Below are 18,121 nucleotides of genomic sequence, written 5' to 3'. Positions count from 1 at the left end.
ACCATCCATGCGATATGGAATACGGTTGAGACCTTTTGTTATTACTGAGGCTAGTTCGTCCGGGCCATTACCAGCCCATGGCCTGCGCCCGCCGACGGATTTCAGTTTTACGTCCGGTGCGCAGAGCATTCATTGGAGTGCCGGGCAGCGATTCATCCTCGGTGAACAGCCAAATAACCGATTCCTCATCGGAGAAGCCGGCATCCAAGAGTACCGAAAGAGTGCCCTTCAGGCTTTCCACCACTACTCCGTCTTGGAGAAAATCTGCAGGGATCGAACGGACATTGCGAGCGCCAATTCTCAACGAAACAATGGCACGCTCATCCAGCAGTCGGTGCACGCGGCGAATATCTACATCTAATTCTTCAGCCACATCGGGCAGGGTCAGCCACTGGCCGACGAGATCTACGGTTTCCTTCACCCCTTAAGGTTCCCACAAATTCCTGATCCGCGCAGAAATTTGGATGAAACTCACCTCAGCAGTTCCCATGAGTCACAGGAGTAGTGTAAATTTTCTTGTATCACTTTGATAACAATTGCATCACAGTCAACATGGGGTACCACTTCCCCTCTGTTACCTGCGGAGCAAAGCCCGTTATTTTCACCGTATAAATGAGGATTGACTCCATGCCCCACGAATCCAAACATGCTTCCAAGCATGCGTTAGGCGTTGTAGCAGGCGCGGCCATTCCCGCTGCGGTCATTGGCAGCCTCGCCTTAGCTCCCGCAGCGCAGGCAGCACCGATGACTGTTCCCAACACCTCAGGAAGCTTTGCCAAGTCGGTAACTCCGGAGACCATCAAGGTCGCTGAAGACCAGATCAAGGCCCACCTGATCGCTTCGCGAGTATCTACGCTGGGATTACCAGCTAAACGAGATGTTTCCGAAATCAAGATCCCGGCAGGTGCGTCCCTATGGAGCATCGCTCGGGAATATGACACAACCGTGTCAGAGCTGAAGAAGCTCAATAATCTTAAGAATGATTCAATCGTCGCCGGCAAGACACTCAAGGTCTCCGGTCATGCTTCGAAAAACAGCCCCAAGGGCAAGTCTTCGAGCTCGTCATCTTCAAGTACCGCCACTTACACCGTCAAGAACGGTGACACCCTCAGCGGCATTGCGAGCAAGCACGACATGAGCTTGTCTGATCTGTTGAAGAAGAATGACATCTCTGCAAGCAAGGTAATCTTCCCCGGCAATAAGCTGAAGGTCAAGGGTTCGGCGTCGAGCTCCAGCAATACGACGCAGACGAAGAAAACTTCTTCTTCGTCGGGTTCTTCAACCTACACTGTGAAGAACGGTGACACCCTCGGAAGCATCGCCATCAAGCACAATATGAGCTTGTCTTCGCTCCTTAGCAAGAACGATATCTCGGCCAGCAAGGTGATCTTCCCTGGCGACAAGATCAAGGTCAAGGGTTCTTCGTCCTCTGGCTCTTCGTCGAAGTCCTCCCAGAAGAAGTCCTCCTCCTCCGGTTCTTCAAGCTACACCGTCAAGTCCGGTGACACGCTCAGCGGCATTGCGGCCAAGCACGGCATGAGCTTGTCCGATCTGTTGAAGACCAATGACATCTCTGCCAGCAAGCCGATCTTCCCAGGCAGCAAGATCAAGGTCTCGGGTGGCACGTCGTCTTCGAGCTCCTCGCCGAAGAGCACTGCTGCGCCCAAGGCCAAGGCCAAGACGTCGACCTACTCCGTGAAGTCCGGCGATACTCTCAGTGGCATCGCGACCAGCCACGACATGAAGCTGGCCACCTTGCTGGATTTGAACCCCGAGTACAGCTCGAGCACGCCATTGAAGATCGGCGCCAAGCTGAAGGTTTCGGGCTCCTCGGTTGCACCGTCGGGTCAGGTCAAGAAGCAGAAGATCGGCAATAGCTTCGCTGGTCGTACCTACGCAGATCACGTTGTGCGAGATGCTAACTCGAACAAGGACTACCTTGACTCGATCAGTGTCCCGAGCCGCGGCGAGATGCAGGACCTGATCCGTTCCACTGCAAAGAGCATGGGCGTTGACCCGGCTCTGGCGTTGGCTCACGCGTACCAGGAGTCTGGCTTCAACATGCGTGCGGTCTCCCCTGCTAACGCCGTTGGCGCCATGCAGGTACTGCCAAGCACCGGTGACTGGATCGCATCGGTCATTGGCCAGGACCTGAACGTCCTGAACCCACGGGATAACGTTGTCGCTGGTGTCGCAGTAATTGCCTACAATTTGGACAACACCGACAACCTGGACAACGCAATCGCATCGTACTACCAGGGCCTGGCCGGTGTTCGTAACAACGGCATGTACGAAGACACCAAGCATTATGTAGCCAGCATCAAGGCTCACATGAAGAATTACCGCTAAATAGCCAAAAGGAGAGGCGCTTCCAACACGGTGTGTTGGAAGTGCCTCTTTTTTTGTTGCAGCTGATCAGGCTGCTCCTAGCCTGTACGGTGGTCAAGATCCAATGGCATGTCGATTACCACCTTGGTCCCGCCCTTCTCGCTCTGTACCCAACGGATTTCACCCGATAGTTCGCTGGTAACCAGAGTGCGGACAATTTGCAGCCCAAGTCCCTCGCGGCGTGGCTCTTCTGGCAACCCGTGGCCGTCATCTTCAATGACAACCCGTAGCCAATCCTTGCTATCGGCACCCTTGTAGCGTTCGGCAACCAGCGCGACTTCACCGTTGCGATGCGCTAGTCCATGTTCCACGGCATTAGTCACCAGCTCATTGATCACCAGTGACAACGGTGTCGCCAAATCAGCGTCAAGCATGCCGAATTCGCCTTCACGACGCGTGGATACCCTTTGCTCCGGAGAAGCGATTTCCACGATCAGACGGAACTGGCGATCCATCAGATCATCAAATTTGACGGTTTCGTTCAGGCCCTTGGACAGGAAGTCGTGGACCGAAGCGATAGTGGAGACTCGTCGCATTGCCTGCTCCAGGCCCTGCTTGCCGTCCTCTGAGCTCATCCTGCGCGATTGCATGCGCAACAGCGCCGCGACAGTCTGCAAGTTGTTCTTCACGCGATGATGGATTTCACGGATCGTAGCGTCCTTGGTGACCAGTTCTTTTTCGCGACGGCGCAGTTCGGACACATCGCGGCACAGCACCAGTGCGCCCCAGCGCTTTGATTCGTTGCGCAGCGGAATGGCACGCAGGGAGAGGGTGACTCCGCGATGTTCCACCTCGGTACGCCATGGCATCTTGCCCTGGAGCACCAGCGGAAGAGTTTCGTCGACTACACGACGGTCGCTGACCAGTGCCATCGTCAGATCAGCCAGTGGCTGGCCCTGGAGGACATCAGCTGCGCCTAATCGGCGGAAAGCTGAAACAGCGTTCGGGCTGGCGAATTCGACGGCTCCATCAACGTTGAGCCGGATGAAACCATCACCGACGCGCGGCGCGCCACGGCGGGAGCCGGTAGGGCTGGCGAAGTCCGGCCACAGCCCTTGGGTACCCATCTGCAACAGGTCATCAGCGCTTTGCCGGTAGACCAATTCCAGATTGCTGGGTGTGCGGGACTGGTTCGGATCGAAGTGGGAAGTGATGACCGCAACCGGTTGGTTCTGGCGCACTAGCGGAATCGCCTGCACCGTGGTCAACCCCATGATGATATCTTTGCCGGCTTGTTCGGCCGAGCGTTGCACTTGCTTGGTTTCCCAAGCGCGGTCCACCATGATGCGCAGATCCTTGCGGATCCGTTCTCCCACGAAGTCGCTATGGAAGGCGGTATGCGAGGTGGAAGGGCGCACGTGTGCCAAAGCCGTATAGGAACCGTCCCCGGTGGGGAACCAGAGCACCAGGTCTGCGAATGCTAGATCCGAGACCAGTTGCCAGTCCCCCACCAGGAGGTGGAGCCAATCCTCATCACCGGGCGCTAGTGCAGCACGTTGACGTAATTCTTCGGTGATGAGGGCCATTGGCGGTATTTACCTTCGGACGATGGAACGCAAGAGGCGAAGTGCCACGGAAAGTGAAGCCATGTCGTCTCGTTCCAGGCTGTTCACTTCCGCGAACATAGTCTTCGCACGATCAAGGTTAGCCGCGTTTGCCTCTTCCCATGCAGCAACACGCTCTGCCGGGTCAGCAATATCGCCGTGGGCATCCAGGATGTTGCCGGTCAGGTCGATGATCGTGGTGTACAGGTCATCGCGCATTGCGGCACGAGCCAGCGCCTGCCAACGATCCGAGCGAGGAAGGTTGGTGATGCGATTCAGCAGGCTGTCCACATCGAACAAGTCGTAGAGCACGTAGTATGTTTCTGCAACCTTGACCGGAGCGGTCCCGGTGCGGTGCACATATTCTGCCACGTCCAGCAGCGCGTAGGATTCGAACTGAGTCGCCCACATGCTGGCACGACGCTCCGGGATCCCCTGGTCCATGGCCTCTTCACGCCACTCCTGGAATCTCTGGAGGTCAGTGCCCCGAACCAAGGTTGGCAGGGCCTCACGCAGTTCGGTAACCGTCGCTTCGTAGCGTTTGACCGCTTCGGTGACCAGCAGTTCCTGATCGACGCGGTTGATGAACCAGCGGGTGGCACGGTCCAGCAGGCGGCGCATGTCGTGGTGCTGGCGGCCCCAGTGTTCCAGATCGGTTCCGGCAGGCTGTGCATTGATCGCATCGAACTGGCGGTCGAATCCGTAGATCTCACGCAGCGCGCAGAAGACCTTGGCAATCTGGACTTCGCTGGCACTGGTTTCTTCCATGGCACGGAAGACGTAGGTGATGCCGCCCATGTTCACGATGTCGTTGGCGATCACGGTCGCGATGATTTCTCGGCGCAACGGATGGCTTTCGAGCTGATCCCCGAAACGCTCTACCAACTTGGTTGGGAAGTAGCGGCGCAGGGTCCGGGTGAAGTACGGATCATCGGCGAGATCGGATTCGGTCAGCGCGTTCGCCAGCTGGATCTTCGCGTATGCGGCCAGCACCGAGAGCTCTGGGGTGGTCATCGCCTCGCCAGCGGCGCGGCGCTCTTCCAGCTGATCCGCGTTTGGCAAGAACTCCAAGCCACGGTTCAAGTCAGCATGGGCTTCCAGCCACTGCATCAGGCGCTCGTACGCTGGTGTCCAGGTCAGTGCCGCATGCTTCTCATTGAGCAACAACACGTTCTGTTCGAAGTTGGTCGTCAGCACCAGATCACCGATGTTATCGGTCATCGAGAGCAGGAACTCCGTGCGTTCAGCCTCGGTGAGATTGCCCGCCTTGATCTGGCGGTCCACGAAGATCTTGATGTTCACTTCGCGGTCAGAAGTGTCCACGCCAGCAGAGTTGTCAATGGCATCGGTGTTCAGCAGGACGCCCTTGCGGGCTGCCTCAATACGGCCCAGCTGGGTCATGCCCAAGTTGCCGCCTTCGCCAACAACTTTCACGCGCAGATCTGCGCCGTCGACGCGGATGGCGTCGTTGGCTCGGTCGCCGACCTGGCCGTGGGTTTCAGCCGCTGACTTCACGTAGGTACCAATACCGCCGTTGTAGAGCAGGTCCACTGGCGCTGAGAGGATGGCCTTGAGCAGTTCGTTAGGGCTCAGCTTGGTGGTGCCGGCGTCCAATCCCAGGACCTCGCGGACCTCGGCGCTAACCGGCACGGACTTGAGGCTGCGCGAGTACACGCCGCCTCCGGCCGAGAGCAGCTCCTTGTTGTAGTCTGCCCAGCTGGAGCGTGGCAGATCATACAGGCGCTGGCGCTCGTCAAAGGCGACCTGGGGATTCGGGTTCGGATCCAGGAAGATATCACGGTGGTCGAAGGCCGCCACCAGCTTCACGGTGGGGGTACGGCGCAAACCGTTGCCGAACACGTCTCCGGACATATCGCCCACGCCGACGGCGGTGAATTCGTCCTTCTGGGTGTCGATGCCCAACTCGAAGAAGTGGCGCTTCACCGATTCCCAGGCGCCGCGTGCGGTGATGCCCATGCCCTTGTGGTCGTAGCCCACCGAGCCGCCCGAAGCAAAGGCATCGCCCAGCCAGTGGCCCTTGTCGGCCGAGATCGAGTTGGCGATATCGGAGAAGCTCGCGGTGCCCTTGTCGGCAGCGACCACCAGGTAGGAATCATCGCCATCGCGACGAACCACGTTGGCAGGGGCTTCGATGTGCTCACCGTTTTCGTCGGTAACCATGTTGTCGGTCAGCTCCAGCAGGGTGCGGATGAAGACCTTGTACGCGCCCTTGCCTTCTTCCATCCATGCACCGCGGTCGAGAGCTGGATTGGGAAGCTGCTTGGCGTAGAAACCGCCCTTGGCACCAGTTGGCACGATGACGGAGTTCTTGACCATCTGGGCCTTGACCAGACCTAGCACTTCCGTACGGAAATCTTCTCGGCGATCGGACCAGCGCAGGCCACCGCGGGCCACGGCGCCGAAGCGGAAGTGGGTACCCTCAACACGCGGCGAGTAGACCCACAGTTCGTGCTTCGGACGCGGGAATGGCGCGAAATCGATCTCTTCCGGGGCCAGCTTGAATGCCAGTGCCTTGTGGGTGGTGAAGTAGTTGGTGCGTTTGGTCGCTTCGATCACCTTCACGAAACGGCGCAGCAAGGTGTCGGCATCCAACGTTGGCACGGATTCCAGCGCTTCGGCGACCTTTGCGTGCGCCTTCTGCCGAGCAGCTTCCGAAGCCACGGAGCTCAGCTGCGGGTCGAAGGTGGCCTGGAACAGCTCCACAATGGCGTGGGTGACTGACGGGTTGCCAACCAGGGTGCTGGCGATGAAGCCAGTGGAGTTCGGAACCCCGAGCTGCAGCAGGTAGTGGGCGTAGGCACGAAGCATCGAGACTTCCTCCCACGTGAGTCCCTCGTGCAGCACCAGTGCGTTAAGGCTGTCGGATTCGGCGAGGTTGCGGACCACTGCGCAGTAGGCCTCAGCCAGCTTGGCTTCCACGGCCTGGAAGTTGATCTCCTCATCGATCTTCAGGCCCATGTCGTAGATGTAGCGTTCGCCGATTCCTTCTGGATTCAGCTCGTAGGGGCGTTCATCGACGACTTCCAGACCCAGATGCTGCAGAACTGGCAGTATGCGCGAGAGCAGCAGCGGCTTGGTCACATAGATCTTCATGCGCTTGGAAACAGCAGAATCCTCATCCTGCTTCTCGTCATCGTAGAAGGAGACAACCGGGCCATCGACTTCTGGACTGCTCAACTCGGTGAGCAGGTCAATATCCTTCAGCGCATCTTCGATTTCGAACTGCACCTTGTAGGAAGCCGGGAAAGCTTCGGCCCAAGCATTGGACAGCGTGTTGGCATCGCCCAGTTCCAGGCGCGCGCGGGCGGTGTCAACGATGGCGTCAGACCAGGAGCGCACGGCCTTGGCAATACGATCCTCCAGTGCCTTGCGGTCAACCACGGGGGCCAGTCCGTGGCGTTGCAGGCGCAGCCGGTAGAACAAGCGAACGAGCGCGCCGGCACCCAGCTGCGCTTCATATTCAACGGATTCTGCGTTGAAGCTGCGCTGCAGCTCCTGCTCCACCCGCAGGCGCACTGCGGTGGAGAAACGATCACGTGGCAGGAACACCATGGCAGTGACGAAGCGGCCGTAGTCGTCCTTGCGAAGGAAGACCGAGGTGCGGCGGCGTTCCTGCAGGCGCAGGATACCGAGGGCAATCTTGGTCAACTCGTCGACAGAGATCTGGAACATCTCATCGCGTGGGTAGCTTTCCAGAATGGTGGTGATGTCCTTGCCCGAGTGGGAATCAGGCGCGAAGCCGGTGCGCTTCAGCACCGCTTCAACCTTTTCGCGTACCAGCGGGACGGTCTTCACGCTCGAGGTGTAAACACTGGAGGAGAAGAGGCCGATGAAACGGCGTTCGCCGTTGACTTCGCCATTGGCATCGAAGCTCTTGACTCCGACATAGTCCAGGTACACGCCACGGTGAACGGTGGAACGGGAGTTCGCCTTGGTCACGATCAGCGCACGCTTGTCGCGAGCGGTGATGCGGCCGCGCTTGGTCAGGTGCTGTGGACCTTGGTCCGCCAGATCGCGCATCAGTCCCAAGCCGCTGCCTGGGCGGGCGACCAGGACGTCTTCGCCGTTGATGGTTTCCAGCGAGTAGTCGCGGTAGCCCAGGAACGTGAACTTTCCGTCAGCTAACCAGTCCAGCAGCTCCGATGCCTGCTGCACCTCGGCGATTTCCTCAGCCTTCGGAGTCTGCGGAAGGCTCTGCGCAATATCCTTGGCCCGGTCCAGCATGGCCGGCCAGTCCTTCACTGCAACACGCACATCTGCCAGAACGCTATAGAGGCGCTCAACAAATTCCTTGGCCTGCTCATCGCTGAGCTCGCGAGCGAGCTCGACTGAAATCCACGATTCGATGCGGGTTTCTGCACCGGCCGAAATCAGGGTGCTCAAATCCGAGAGCGCAGCGGTGTCACCGCTGGCAACATGCTGCAGACCAGCATGGCTGATCTTTGAAATTTCGCCGGTCTCGGTCTTGCGGGAGACAACGAACGTCGGATGCACTACCAGCTGAATTGGTGAATTCAGCTGCACTAGTGCGGCAGTTACCGAATCAACAAGGAATGGCATGTCATCGGTGACGATGTGGACCACTGAAATTCCGTTGTTGCGGGTAATGGCGACATTAGCGTTTTCAGCATCACGCTGATACCCGATTTCCAGATGTGCTGCCACGCGAGCTTCGAGTTCGTCTGGCCGGTAGGCCGCCACGTCTTCGGTCGCAATTTGGCCATAGTACTCGCTCACCAATTTCGAGGTGAGTGTCTCATCCATGAATGATTCTGACATGCTGGATTCCGACGAGTTCAAAAGAACGCCTCCAAGAACAAAGTTCGATCAACCCGCGCCTTTGCGGATCTCTAGTTTTACCCACATTACTCGGTTTTCACCTCTGGGGTTCAAGCTTCGGAGTGAAATCGACGACTATTCCATTTCTTGGGTGAATCCGTGGAATTTATGCCGGCCAAAGACCGTATTTCCATACGCAATAGGCACCGAGGTGCGATTTCGAGCAATGGGCTTCCTCCCAGCACTGCCGCGTTGCACGCGGCGCTGTCCTCGGGCAGATACCCTGCGATTTGGTGCGTCGGCCCAAACCGGTCCCACGCTTCAATCAACCTGCGCTTCGGGCTGCGCCCGGTACTGCTGGCTCCCACGCGGTTGAAGACGATTTTCGGATTCAGCCCGGGCAGTGCATCCTCCAATTCGTCGATGGCGCGAAGTGCACGCGGAATTCCCAAGCTGTCGGCACGCACGATCATGAAAAGCTCATCGGAGCACTGGAGCATCTCGACGGTGACAGCGTTTCGCTGTGGTGCTTGGGTATCGAAACTGAGCTGTTCGTCCAATTCAATGTACGGAGCCAAATCCAATACGACCAGGTCGTAGTGAACTTTGAGCAGCATGGCCGCTCGCCGCAGCGCCGAGGCCCGGACCTCGGGCCACCGGCTAGCACGCGGGATTCCGGTCGCCACGCGCATGGTCGCCTCCCCGACCTGGACCAAGGAACATGCAGCGTTGAGTCGGGCAACATCCATCGAGCCGGCGTCGATGGCACGGCACAACTGCGCGATGGATGCCGATTCGTCCATGAGCCCCAATTGAATGGCGATGCTGGCGGCGTAGGTATCTGCGTCCAGAAGCACCACGGTTTTTCCTGCTGCCGCCGTTTCCACCGCATAATTCAGCGCGACGGTACTGCGCCCGGGAGATCCAGGGGCGCTCCAGAAGCTGACGATTCTTCCGTTCCGGCCCGTAGAGTCGTCCTCCGGTTCGGGAACCGCGAGCGTTCCGTCGGTTCCAGAATGATTCAATGACTGAACTACGCCCCTGATGCGTCCTTCCAGCTCGGCCATGCCGGAATCCGCAGGCAGATGAAGGACATCAGGCAATGGCTTCCAGTCTTCGGGCCGGTCAAAGAACAGGACAACCGCTGTCTGGCGCATCAGCAACGCATCAAGTTGTTCCATGGGCGGCACCAGCTGGGCGTCGGCAACGATCAGCACATCAGCCATTCCGGTATCGCAAGCGGCAATGGCTTCGGCTATGCCGGAGCAGACGCGGGTGACCATCAGTTCCCCGCGGTACCCTTCGATTTGCCGGACGATTTTCTCCTGGTCGCCGAGCACTACGACCGAAATACTCATTGTTCGGTCCCGGCCGGGTTGTAGACGACGATAATTCTCGATTCGTTTGCCAGCGCTTGAAGCAGCGGTTCAAGCTGATTCGGTTCCACCAGCAGTTCCAGGTTGGTGCCTTGGGTTCCCACCAGTCCCCCGCCGCTTTCAACGCGTGCGGCGACTTCGACCATGGAGGAGAGCTTTTCCGGGACTCCGTAGGTGCTGCCGCTGGTTTCGCGTTTGGCAATCCATACGTCAACAAAGCTACCGGGGGTAATCGACGAAGAAAGGTCTGCCGGAAGATCGACATTGACCGGCCTGCGCGATCCCACTTCACTGTGCATTATCGAGGTGACTGGAATCAGCTGCCCTTCGCTGATAAAGGTGTTCGCTCGGGCGTCCTGGCCGAGCTGCGCATCTGTGTGCAGGTAGTTCTCGAGAGTTTCGCCAAGCTGGACTTCTTGAGTTTTCATGTTCTCGCTGGTCAGCTTTTCTCCGAGGGTGATATTGGTGCTGGCGACATACACCGTGGACGTCTGATGCAATTCGCCGACCAGGTACACGGTTCCCGCGACCGAAGCGACTACGAGCACCGCGCCGAGAGCCAGGCGTGGGTCCTTCCAACTAGGCCGTCGCACACGCGAGGCCGAGGTTGTCCGCGCGTCCTGGGCGATCTGTTCTGTGATCAAGGCTTTGACCTTCCGCCAGCATAGGTGCTTATGGATGGTGAGCCTACGACAACTTGGTCCTGCTGGAAAGACCTTGCGTGCACTTGTGGATCACGAAAGAGTGATCGCTTCGACCCATCCGATAGCATCCAGTGGAATCAGCAGTTGCGTTGAGGCCTGCTGGGCTCTGGCGAATTCATCGCGAGGATGCACCAGAATAATCAAAAAATCCTTGGCTACCTGAGTCAGAGTTCCTTCAGCCATGGAGCTGCCCGCACGGCCAAAAACATGGCATCGTGCGCGGTCCCGGAGCAATCCCCGCAGAACCGAGGAAAACTTCACCGAGCGGCCCGGCGCCCGCCGTTCCACCGCAGGTGCGCGCCTCGGCGGAAGGGCAAAGGATTCAATCGCTCCACTGCGGATCACCCATTGGGCCTGCTCTGTTTCCAGGCAGATGTAATCGGTCGCGCAAGGGCCGAGCTTCGCGCGGAGTTCGCTTCCCCCGGCCAGCCGGAGGCTCAATTCGTGTCCGTAGAACCGCATCAGAGTAGGCAGCAGTTCGGCAGTTGCCCGTTCAACCCTGATGTTTTCGGCAATTTCTTCACGCAGCTGCGCCCGGCTCTGTTCTGCTAGCTGAGCCTCCAAGTCGTCGAAGAGTGAATCCCACCGCATGCGCCCACTGTACGAGAATAAACATTTTTGCGTAACCCTATTCACAAAACGATCTCTAAGTGTCACTATGAACATCAAACAACATCAAATGACATCAAAATTCATTCAAGGAAGTGATTCGGGTGTCTCGCCAACGGCAAATATTCGTGCTGCTGCTCTTTTCGGCAGCGTCATTGGTCATTATCTATGTGGGAATCCAGTGGATATCTGATTACTTCCGGTCCCCAGTCGATGGGCTCGCCACAGCGGACCACATAAGGCTTCTCGTCAGCCTTTCGTTCCTGGCGTTACTTACGCTGTACTTGCTGCGCGTGGCCTTGGCCCAGATGATCCGCTGGGCGTTCACCCACCGCAAGCCGAAGCTAGCGCGGTTCTTCGAACGAATCGCCCCCGCACTGAGCAGAAGAATTCTAGGCTCAATGCTTGGAACCTCGATTGCCCTCTCTTCAGTCGCTGCAGCCTACGCGGGTGAACCACTGGCAGTTTCCCTGGCACAGGTCCCGGCGGAAAACGCCAGCCAAGAACTAGCCAGCTATGCAGGCCCGCAGCAAAACTCCGTACCGAGCCCGCAATGGTTCCCCGAATCCATGAGCGTTCCCCTGAGCCCACTGGTATCCCCCGGGGCCAGGAATCCAGGCCAACGTTCGGTGCAACGCACAGAAGTTGTCGTCGCTGAAGGGCAGAATCTGTGGACCATAGCGGCAGAACATCTAGGTGCCCAGGCCACCGTGGAAGAAATTTCTGCCTATTGGCCAAAGATCTATCAACGCAACAAGAAGTCCATCGGCACCGACCCGGACCTGCTGCGAGTTGGAACGGTACTTGAACTACCGCCAGCCGGCTAAGCGCATTCAAGAACTTCCCCACGCCCAACTAGGAGTCATCATGAGCACCATCGCCATCAGCCCCCGTAGCGCCAACACCGGCTACTATCAACCGGACATCTACGCAGCCAACCTCCCAGACCCGAACCCGGCTGGCGCCACCTCGGCCGCCGAGCCTTGCCAGGCTCCGGCTCACCTGCGTCGGGCAATGGACAATATCTTCCATCGCTCTGCTGTCTACCGCAGCGAGCACCGGGCCATCGTTGAGATTTCGCATGCAGTAGCCCGCGCGGTCTTCGAAATCGTGGCTGGGTACCGCACCGTGAATCAGCTGGCATTCGTGATGGAGCCCTCTTGCATTGCCAAGCTCCGGCGCCGGGCCCTCCTGGAGACCCAGTGCTACACGCTCGAGCCGCTGCCGGGCACGGCACACGGGCAGATCATCTCATTGCACCTGGACCGGTGCATATCAGGTTCTTGGGAATGCACCGTCATCTTGGGCTTTAAATACCGCGTCCGTGCCGTGGCTCTGAAATCAGGGCATTAATTAAACCCTGTAATGCTAGAATTTTTGGCATGGACATGATCGCGTACACACGTATTTCTCTGGACGCTCAAGGCGAGATGCTGGGCGTGAAGCGTCAGGAGACAGAGATCCGGGAATGGGCTGAAGCCAACGGCCACAATATCCTAGAGGTCTTCCAAGACAATGACATCAGTGCAACAAGCGGAAAAACTCGCCCTGCCTTTAATAAGGTACTGAAACACGAATGCCCTAACCTTGTTGTCTGGCACCTAGACCGGTTAGTTCGCATGTCTAGCGATCTTGAAAAGGTTCTCAACACCGAGAAGACGGTATATCAAGTTAAAGCTAATGACTTGAACCTCACTACTCCCACAGGCGAAGCGCTTGCCCGAACGATCGTTGCATGGGCAACAGCAGAGGTTAAACGAAAGGCCGAACGTCAGCGCTCCCGAAACAAGCAATCAGCCAAGGCTGGTGAGCACTACTGGAACAAGGGAAACCGACCATTCGGCCATGAGTTAGACGGCTCCCTTAATAAAGAGGAATCGGACGGCCTGAAACACGTCATCAATCGGATCATGCAGGGCGCTTCCATTGCCGATGCTTGCCGAGATCTAAACAGCAAAGGCCTAACCCCGGTCAAGGGCGGCAACCGCACGGCTGAATGGTCTATCTCCAGCCTTGGCGCGATCCTCCGGAACAAACGGATATGCGCAATCCGTGTATACGAGTACCCAGATCCAGCCCCCGAAAGAAAGGGCGAATTCATTACAGGCGAGTTCCCCGCTAACTGGGAACCAATCATCAGCGTGGCGACATTTGAAGCCCTACAGCTCAAGCTCAGAACCAAGACGCGCACACGCAGAGGCCTGAAGCGGGAGAATCTACTATCTTCCATTGCCCAGTGCGGCACGTGCCTGGACTCTGGCAAGCCTCACAAAACCGTTGGTCAATCCCAGTACACCACCAGCACCGAAACCATTGCTACGTACCGATGCAGTACCGAGAAGCACAACACCAAACGAGCTGACTATGCCGACGACTACGTGAGGGATGAAACCCTTATGGTTCTATCCGTTCCCGAGGTGCTGAACTCATTGGGCGTAGAGACCGGCAAACTCGATCAGCTCCGAGCAGACCTATATAAGGAAATGGCAGAGTGGGACGAGTGGCTAAAAGAGGCATCGGACGAAGGACTTCGCCCATCGGAGTATCGAGCACCGCGAGCCAAGCACGAGCAACGAGAATCTGAACTCCTATTACAAATCCAAGCCGCCGAACAGTCATCGGTCTTTGGCGAGGATTTCAGTTGGTTGTCAGTCATCACGAAATCCGATGCAGACCGCGCCGAGATGTGGAACTCGATTCCTTTGGAGAAGCGCCGCATGTTCGTAAAAACCGTCTGGGAGTCGATCACTATCTACCCCTCACCGCGAGGCAAGACAGGTTTCGACCCAACGTCGATCGTTCTGGAACCACGCCCCGATATCGCACCATTCACCGGCAATGAATTCAAACTCCGCTCAGTGCTCAAGGCTGGACTGGACTCACCACTTCCCACGGTTGACGAAATCAACGAGGACATTAGAACCATTCTTGGCACCTCCGAAAAGAAGTAGTTACTAACATCCCAAAGTGTTGACACCGGCCTACATCCCTTTATTTGCAAGGATTCTGGGTCGGTTCGCATTTAACGCGCACACAACCCCCAAACATGTGTTACTCAAATCCATGGGATAATGGATTATAAGCAAAAAGCTTATGACCAGTAACTATTTAGGAGTACACATGTACGTTCAAAAAGATTGGGTCAACGACCCCACACTAGAAATCACCCAGATCATCAGCAAGAGCACTTCCCCGGTAACGACTTTCCAGCACAGCTACATCGACGAGCAGGACAGCGAGACCGTCTACATGGGCTGGAACTTCATCCCCGCAGGCGGCTTGAGTGGCTGGCTGGATGATGTGGACTTGACCCTAGATGACCTAGTGAGCGCCAACTACCAGATTCACTACTCCATCGAGAAGCATGAAAACGTAGCTTTCGACGGTGGCGAAGCGTACGAGTTCCCGGTCATCTATTTCGAATTCAAGGCAGGTGCCCAGTGGTAACCATTCTGACCGGCCTTGGATGCCTTGCCGTGGCGAACGTGGCACACAGGCTACGAGTCAAAAAGTTGACAGCACAAGGCTATATAGCGTAATCTGGCCCAGTGTCTCATTTTGGGCAACGAAACGTGAGGGGAAATCAACCCTCTCTATTAATAACACGCCTCAGACCCAGATGCAAGACCATTGAAAGATAACCAACCGCGCTAGGAGAGCAAACCATATGAAAATTTACAAGACAGGAAAAACCCCTAATGAGAGAACAAAATACTGATTTAATCCGCAGCGTCTGGAACTCAGACAAGCAAATTCAAGTATCCGACTACTACACCGTGGCCGACCACCAAACCTCATCGTTCAACCGCTTCGCGCAGGAATGGGCAGATCGCACGCCGCAAACCGAAATCGAGTTTGCCGAGCAAGCGGCCATGAAGCTACCGATCAGCTACAACGGAGCCACGCGAGAATGGCACGTGTTCAACGGCTATATCTGGGCAGTGACCGACAAAGACGTGATCATCCGTCTACTGGGCAAGCTGGCCCAATCCATTCACCGAGGCCTAGATTACGTTGGCACTCGCGCACAAACCGAAATCCGCACCCGTGGAGCCGCTGGCGAGCCTAAGGCCGAGGTCGCCAAAGCAATCAAAGAGATTCAGGACATCCACGTTAAGCCGCGTAAGCCGCTGGTTCTCCGTATGCAGACCTCAGCAGGACTGAAAGCGGCACTGGAGCTATTGCAGGGAATCGCCCCGCTGAACAATGCCCAGGCTCTGGAGGATGACAAGAATTACTTGGTATTCCGCAATGGCGTGCTGGACGTTCAACAGGTCATCGATACCGGCAAGGCAACCCTCAAGGAACATTCCGATGTTCGCCTGTGCTCCCGTATGGTGGACTTCGATCTAGACCTAGAGGCCACCGCCCCGGACTGGGTGAATTTCCTCCACGAGTCGATCCCAGATACCGAGGAAGTCATCTACCTAGAAAAATCGCTGGGCTGTGCACTATTCGGTGAACGTGACACCCGACGCATCATTTCGCTTCAAGGTGCCCCGCGTTCTGGCAAGTCAACGATTCTGGATGTTATGGGCGATATCTTCCCCATGTACTCAGCGACCCCTCAGCACGCCGCGATTACCGCAGGGCATAGCGCCAAGGCAGTAGCCAACGCACGCTACGATATGCGCTATTCCCGCTTTACCCTGTTCTCGGAAGTTCGTTCCAAGCTGGACAGCGATTTCCTGCTGGGCTATTCCACCATCGACAAGTTCACGGCTGAACAGAAGTTCAAAGAGTCAGGATCCTACGCACCACAGGGAACCCTATTTATTGCTTCCAACGTGCCGCTGAATCTGGATAAGTCAGATCCCGCCATGGCAACACGTCTGGCTAAGGTCACCTTTCCGCAGACGTTCAGCGAGCTTGACCCAGAGCACACCATGGATCGACAGCTCCCCCAGAAGCTCCGCGAACAGGCACCCGGCATCATTGCCCGTTTGGTGAATGCGTTCATCCTCAGGCATCAGCAGGGCATCGACCGCCCGGAGAGTATGCAACGTGAGCTAGAGGCCGAGCGCATGGAAGATGACCTAGTGCTCCAGTTCTTCAAAGACATGGAAGTTACTGGACGCTTGACGATTGACCCAGAAGCTAGAACTAACAACTGTGCGCAGGTATCGGCACTGTACACCGTGTTTGTTGACCAACTAAGAGGCCACAACGTCGATAAGGCAGATATCCCCCCGAGGAATCTCTTCACGGCCTCTATCGAGCGCATGGGGTACGTCAGATCCAAATCTAACGGCATCCGCTTCTCCGGACTCCGATTCAACTAAATAACCCGAGCTGGGCACTTCATCCGAGGTGCTCAGCTCTGGAAGTTTCTGGAAGAAATCTTCGGCTAAAAAGGTTCCACAGCGGCTATCCAGAGAAGTCACGTAAATCGCTCTTATCATCACACATTGTTCACTTCGGAGAATTGGAAAAAATATCTTCCGAGGAATCCGGATCTTCCAGAGAATCTTCCAGAGCTTCAGATCCTCAAAGACCCCTAGAATTCAAGGATCTAATACTACTAACTACCACTAAATATATAACTTTGGAACTTTGGAAGTAAATATATAATAAATAAGAAGAATAGTAAATAATGGTAAAACAGTGGTCTAGGCAACACTATATATGCATTTATATTAATAGTGAGCTTATAGTCAGAAAAAAGTTCCAAGTTCCAAACCGGGGGCTATTCCTGCTAATGGGATAATAGATAGGAAAGGATCAATATGGAAATCTACAATCTCCTATCTACTCTTGATCCTTGGATGCTCTTTGGTCTCGGTCTGGCTTATCTAGGCTGGCAAGCGTGGAAGTCATATCTGGATAAGCGTTGCCCGGATGATGAAGAGGATCAAGAGCAGGAAAAAGAAACCGAGGGGCTGGGCGAATAATCGTTCAGCCCTTTGGGCTATCCAAGAATGGAAACACATGCAGAAACTACAGTGGCCGCTCTACAACCTCAGAGCGCCTATTACACAGCCCTACGGAGCTAATCCGAGGGTATACCAACGATTCGGATTATCGGCTCACAACGGGCTTGATATCGGCATTGTGGCAGGAACGGCAGTCCTGTCATCGGCTCCAGGAATCGTCAGGTTCGCCGGCGACGGAGTTGGATCTCCCATCATGGGAGCAAGTGCCGGCCTATGCTTGCTAATCGAACACGAGGGACAAATACTGACCGAGTACGCGCACCTCAGCAAGATCTACGTAGAAGAGGGCCAGGAGGTAGACAGGGAGATAATCGCACTCTCTGGAGCCACCGGGGCGGTCTCAGGTGACCATCTCCACTGGGGAGTGCTAGAAGTGCCCCTAGCCCTAGATAACGGCTATATGGGGCGCGTAGACCCTACCCCCTACCTAACCGGGGAGGAGGTGACCGGGGATGAGCTGGACAACAGCCCAAGCGAAGAGGCTTAGGCCCATGGTCATTGCCCAATGGGGAATGCACTGTCATCTGTGCGGCAAGAGCATTGCTGGATTGGAAGACTACTCAATCGATCACGTTGTGCCACGCGCTCAAGGTGGGAGCAATGAGCTGAGCAATCTCAGGTCAAGTCATCGAGCTTGTAATTATTCGCGACAAGATCGAAGCATCGAAGAATATCAATCGCTGAACACTGATCAGGTGAACTGGTTCATCGGATTGGCCGCTTAGTTGACGAGGTGGGATGTTTTGAAAGCAAACCTAAGCCCAGAT

Annotated in this window: 15 protein-coding genes; 9 read left to right on the top strand and 6 right to left on the bottom strand. The window is 56.3% G+C overall.

Annotation, left to right across the window (positions count from 1 at the left end; translation table 11 throughout):
* Positions 1-67: 67 nt before the first annotated feature.
* Positions 68-421, bottom strand: coding sequence for an Rv2175c family DNA-binding protein (locus ACIOJF_RS02610; protein ID WP_105656811.1), 354 nt, complete (start codon positions 419-421; stop codon positions 68-70).
* 206 nt (positions 422-627) lie between these two features.
* Here ACIOJF_RS02610 and ACIOJF_RS02605 point away from each other — a divergent pair, with 206 nt between their 5' ends.
* A complete protein-coding gene (locus tag ACIOJF_RS02605; RefSeq protein WP_166650794.1) occupies positions 628-2,349 on the top strand; it encodes a lytic transglycosylase domain-containing protein in 1,722 nt (573 codons plus the stop codon).
* 77 nt (positions 2,350-2,426) lie between these two features.
* On the opposite strand, the gene ACIOJF_RS02600 is transcribed toward ACIOJF_RS02605, so the two are convergent.
* The 5 genes from ACIOJF_RS02600 to ACIOJF_RS02580 all read right to left on the bottom strand — a co-directional run bounded on the left by ACIOJF_RS02600 (position 2,427) and on the right by ACIOJF_RS02580 (position 11,469).
* Positions 2,427-3,914, bottom strand: a complete 1,488-nt coding sequence (locus ACIOJF_RS02600; RefSeq protein ID WP_105656813.1) for a sensor histidine kinase — start codon at positions 3,912-3,914, stop codon at positions 2,427-2,429.
* 9 nt (positions 3,915-3,923) lie between these two features.
* Positions 3,924-8,717: an NAD-glutamate dehydrogenase gene (locus ACIOJF_RS02595; protein WP_105656862.1), complete on the bottom strand. Its 4,794-nt coding sequence runs from the start codon at positions 8,715-8,717 to the stop codon at positions 3,924-3,926.
* A 125-nt stretch (positions 8,718-8,842) separates the two neighbouring features.
* Positions 8,843-10,090, bottom strand: coding sequence for a chromosome partitioning protein (locus ACIOJF_RS02590; RefSeq protein WP_105661489.1), 1,248 nt, complete (start codon positions 10,088-10,090; stop codon positions 8,843-8,845).
* On the bottom strand, positions 10,087-10,752 hold the full coding sequence (locus tag ACIOJF_RS02585; protein WP_166650796.1) for a flagella basal body P-ring formation protein FlgA: 666 nt from the start codon (positions 10,750-10,752) through the stop codon (positions 10,087-10,089). The genes ACIOJF_RS02590 and ACIOJF_RS02585 overlap by 4 nt, the downstream gene beginning before the upstream one ends.
* Before the next feature lie 90 nt (positions 10,753-10,842).
* Entirely contained in the window at positions 10,843-11,469 is a 627-nt protein-coding gene (locus tag ACIOJF_RS02580; RefSeq protein WP_133834288.1) for a hypothetical protein, read from the bottom strand.
* Between the two features lie 56 nt (positions 11,470-11,525).
* Between ACIOJF_RS02580 and ACIOJF_RS02575 the strand changes: the two genes are divergently transcribed.
* The 8 genes from ACIOJF_RS02575 (at position 11,526) to ACIOJF_RS02540 (ending at position 18,079) form a co-directional block, all read left to right on the top strand.
* Complete coding sequence (locus ACIOJF_RS02575; protein WP_146112239.1) at positions 11,526-12,248, top strand: hypothetical protein; 723 nt, start codon at positions 11,526-11,528, stop codon at positions 12,246-12,248.
* A gap of 40 nt (positions 12,249-12,288) precedes the next feature.
* The gene (locus ACIOJF_RS02570; RefSeq protein ID WP_402741157.1) at positions 12,289-12,774 is read left to right on the top strand and encodes an Rv3235 family protein; all 486 of its coding nucleotides are present in this window, start codon (positions 12,289-12,291) and stop codon (positions 12,772-12,774) included.
* A gap of 29 nt (positions 12,775-12,803) precedes the next feature.
* Entirely contained in the window at positions 12,804-14,372 is a 1,569-nt protein-coding gene (locus tag ACIOJF_RS02565; protein ID WP_402741156.1) for a recombinase family protein, read from the top strand.
* Between the two features lie 169 nt (positions 14,373-14,541).
* Positions 14,542-14,868, top strand: a complete 327-nt coding sequence (locus ACIOJF_RS02560) for a hypothetical protein (RefSeq protein WP_402741155.1) — start codon at positions 14,542-14,544, stop codon at positions 14,866-14,868.
* Positions 14,869-15,119: 251 nt separating this feature from the next.
* Positions 15,120-16,703 carry a DUF5906 domain-containing protein gene (locus ACIOJF_RS02555; RefSeq protein ID WP_402741154.1) on the top strand — a complete coding sequence of 528 codons (1,584 nt, stop codon included), beginning with the start codon at positions 15,120-15,122 and terminating at the stop codon, positions 16,701-16,703.
* Positions 16,704-17,147: 444 nt separating this feature from the next.
* Positions 17,148-17,312, top strand: a complete 165-nt coding sequence (locus ACIOJF_RS02550) for a hypothetical protein (RefSeq protein WP_402741153.1) — start codon at positions 17,148-17,150, stop codon at positions 17,310-17,312.
* A gap of 37 nt (positions 17,313-17,349) precedes the next feature.
* Complete coding sequence (locus tag ACIOJF_RS02545) at positions 17,350-17,841, top strand: M23 family metallopeptidase (protein ID WP_402741152.1); 492 nt, start codon at positions 17,350-17,352, stop codon at positions 17,839-17,841.
* Complete coding sequence (locus ACIOJF_RS02540) at positions 17,807-18,079, top strand: HNH endonuclease (protein WP_402741151.1); 273 nt, start codon at positions 17,807-17,809, stop codon at positions 18,077-18,079. Before ACIOJF_RS02545 ends, ACIOJF_RS02540 begins: the two co-directional genes overlap by 35 nt.
* Positions 18,080-18,121 lie beyond the last annotated feature (42 nt).

It is taken from the genome of Glutamicibacter sp. NPDC087831, from assembly GCF_044742845.1.
Lineage (GTDB): Bacteria > Actinomycetota > Actinomycetes > Actinomycetales > Micrococcaceae > Glutamicibacter.
Note: the sequence above shows the minus strand (reverse complement) of the source record. Positions and strands in the feature narration are given on the sequence as shown.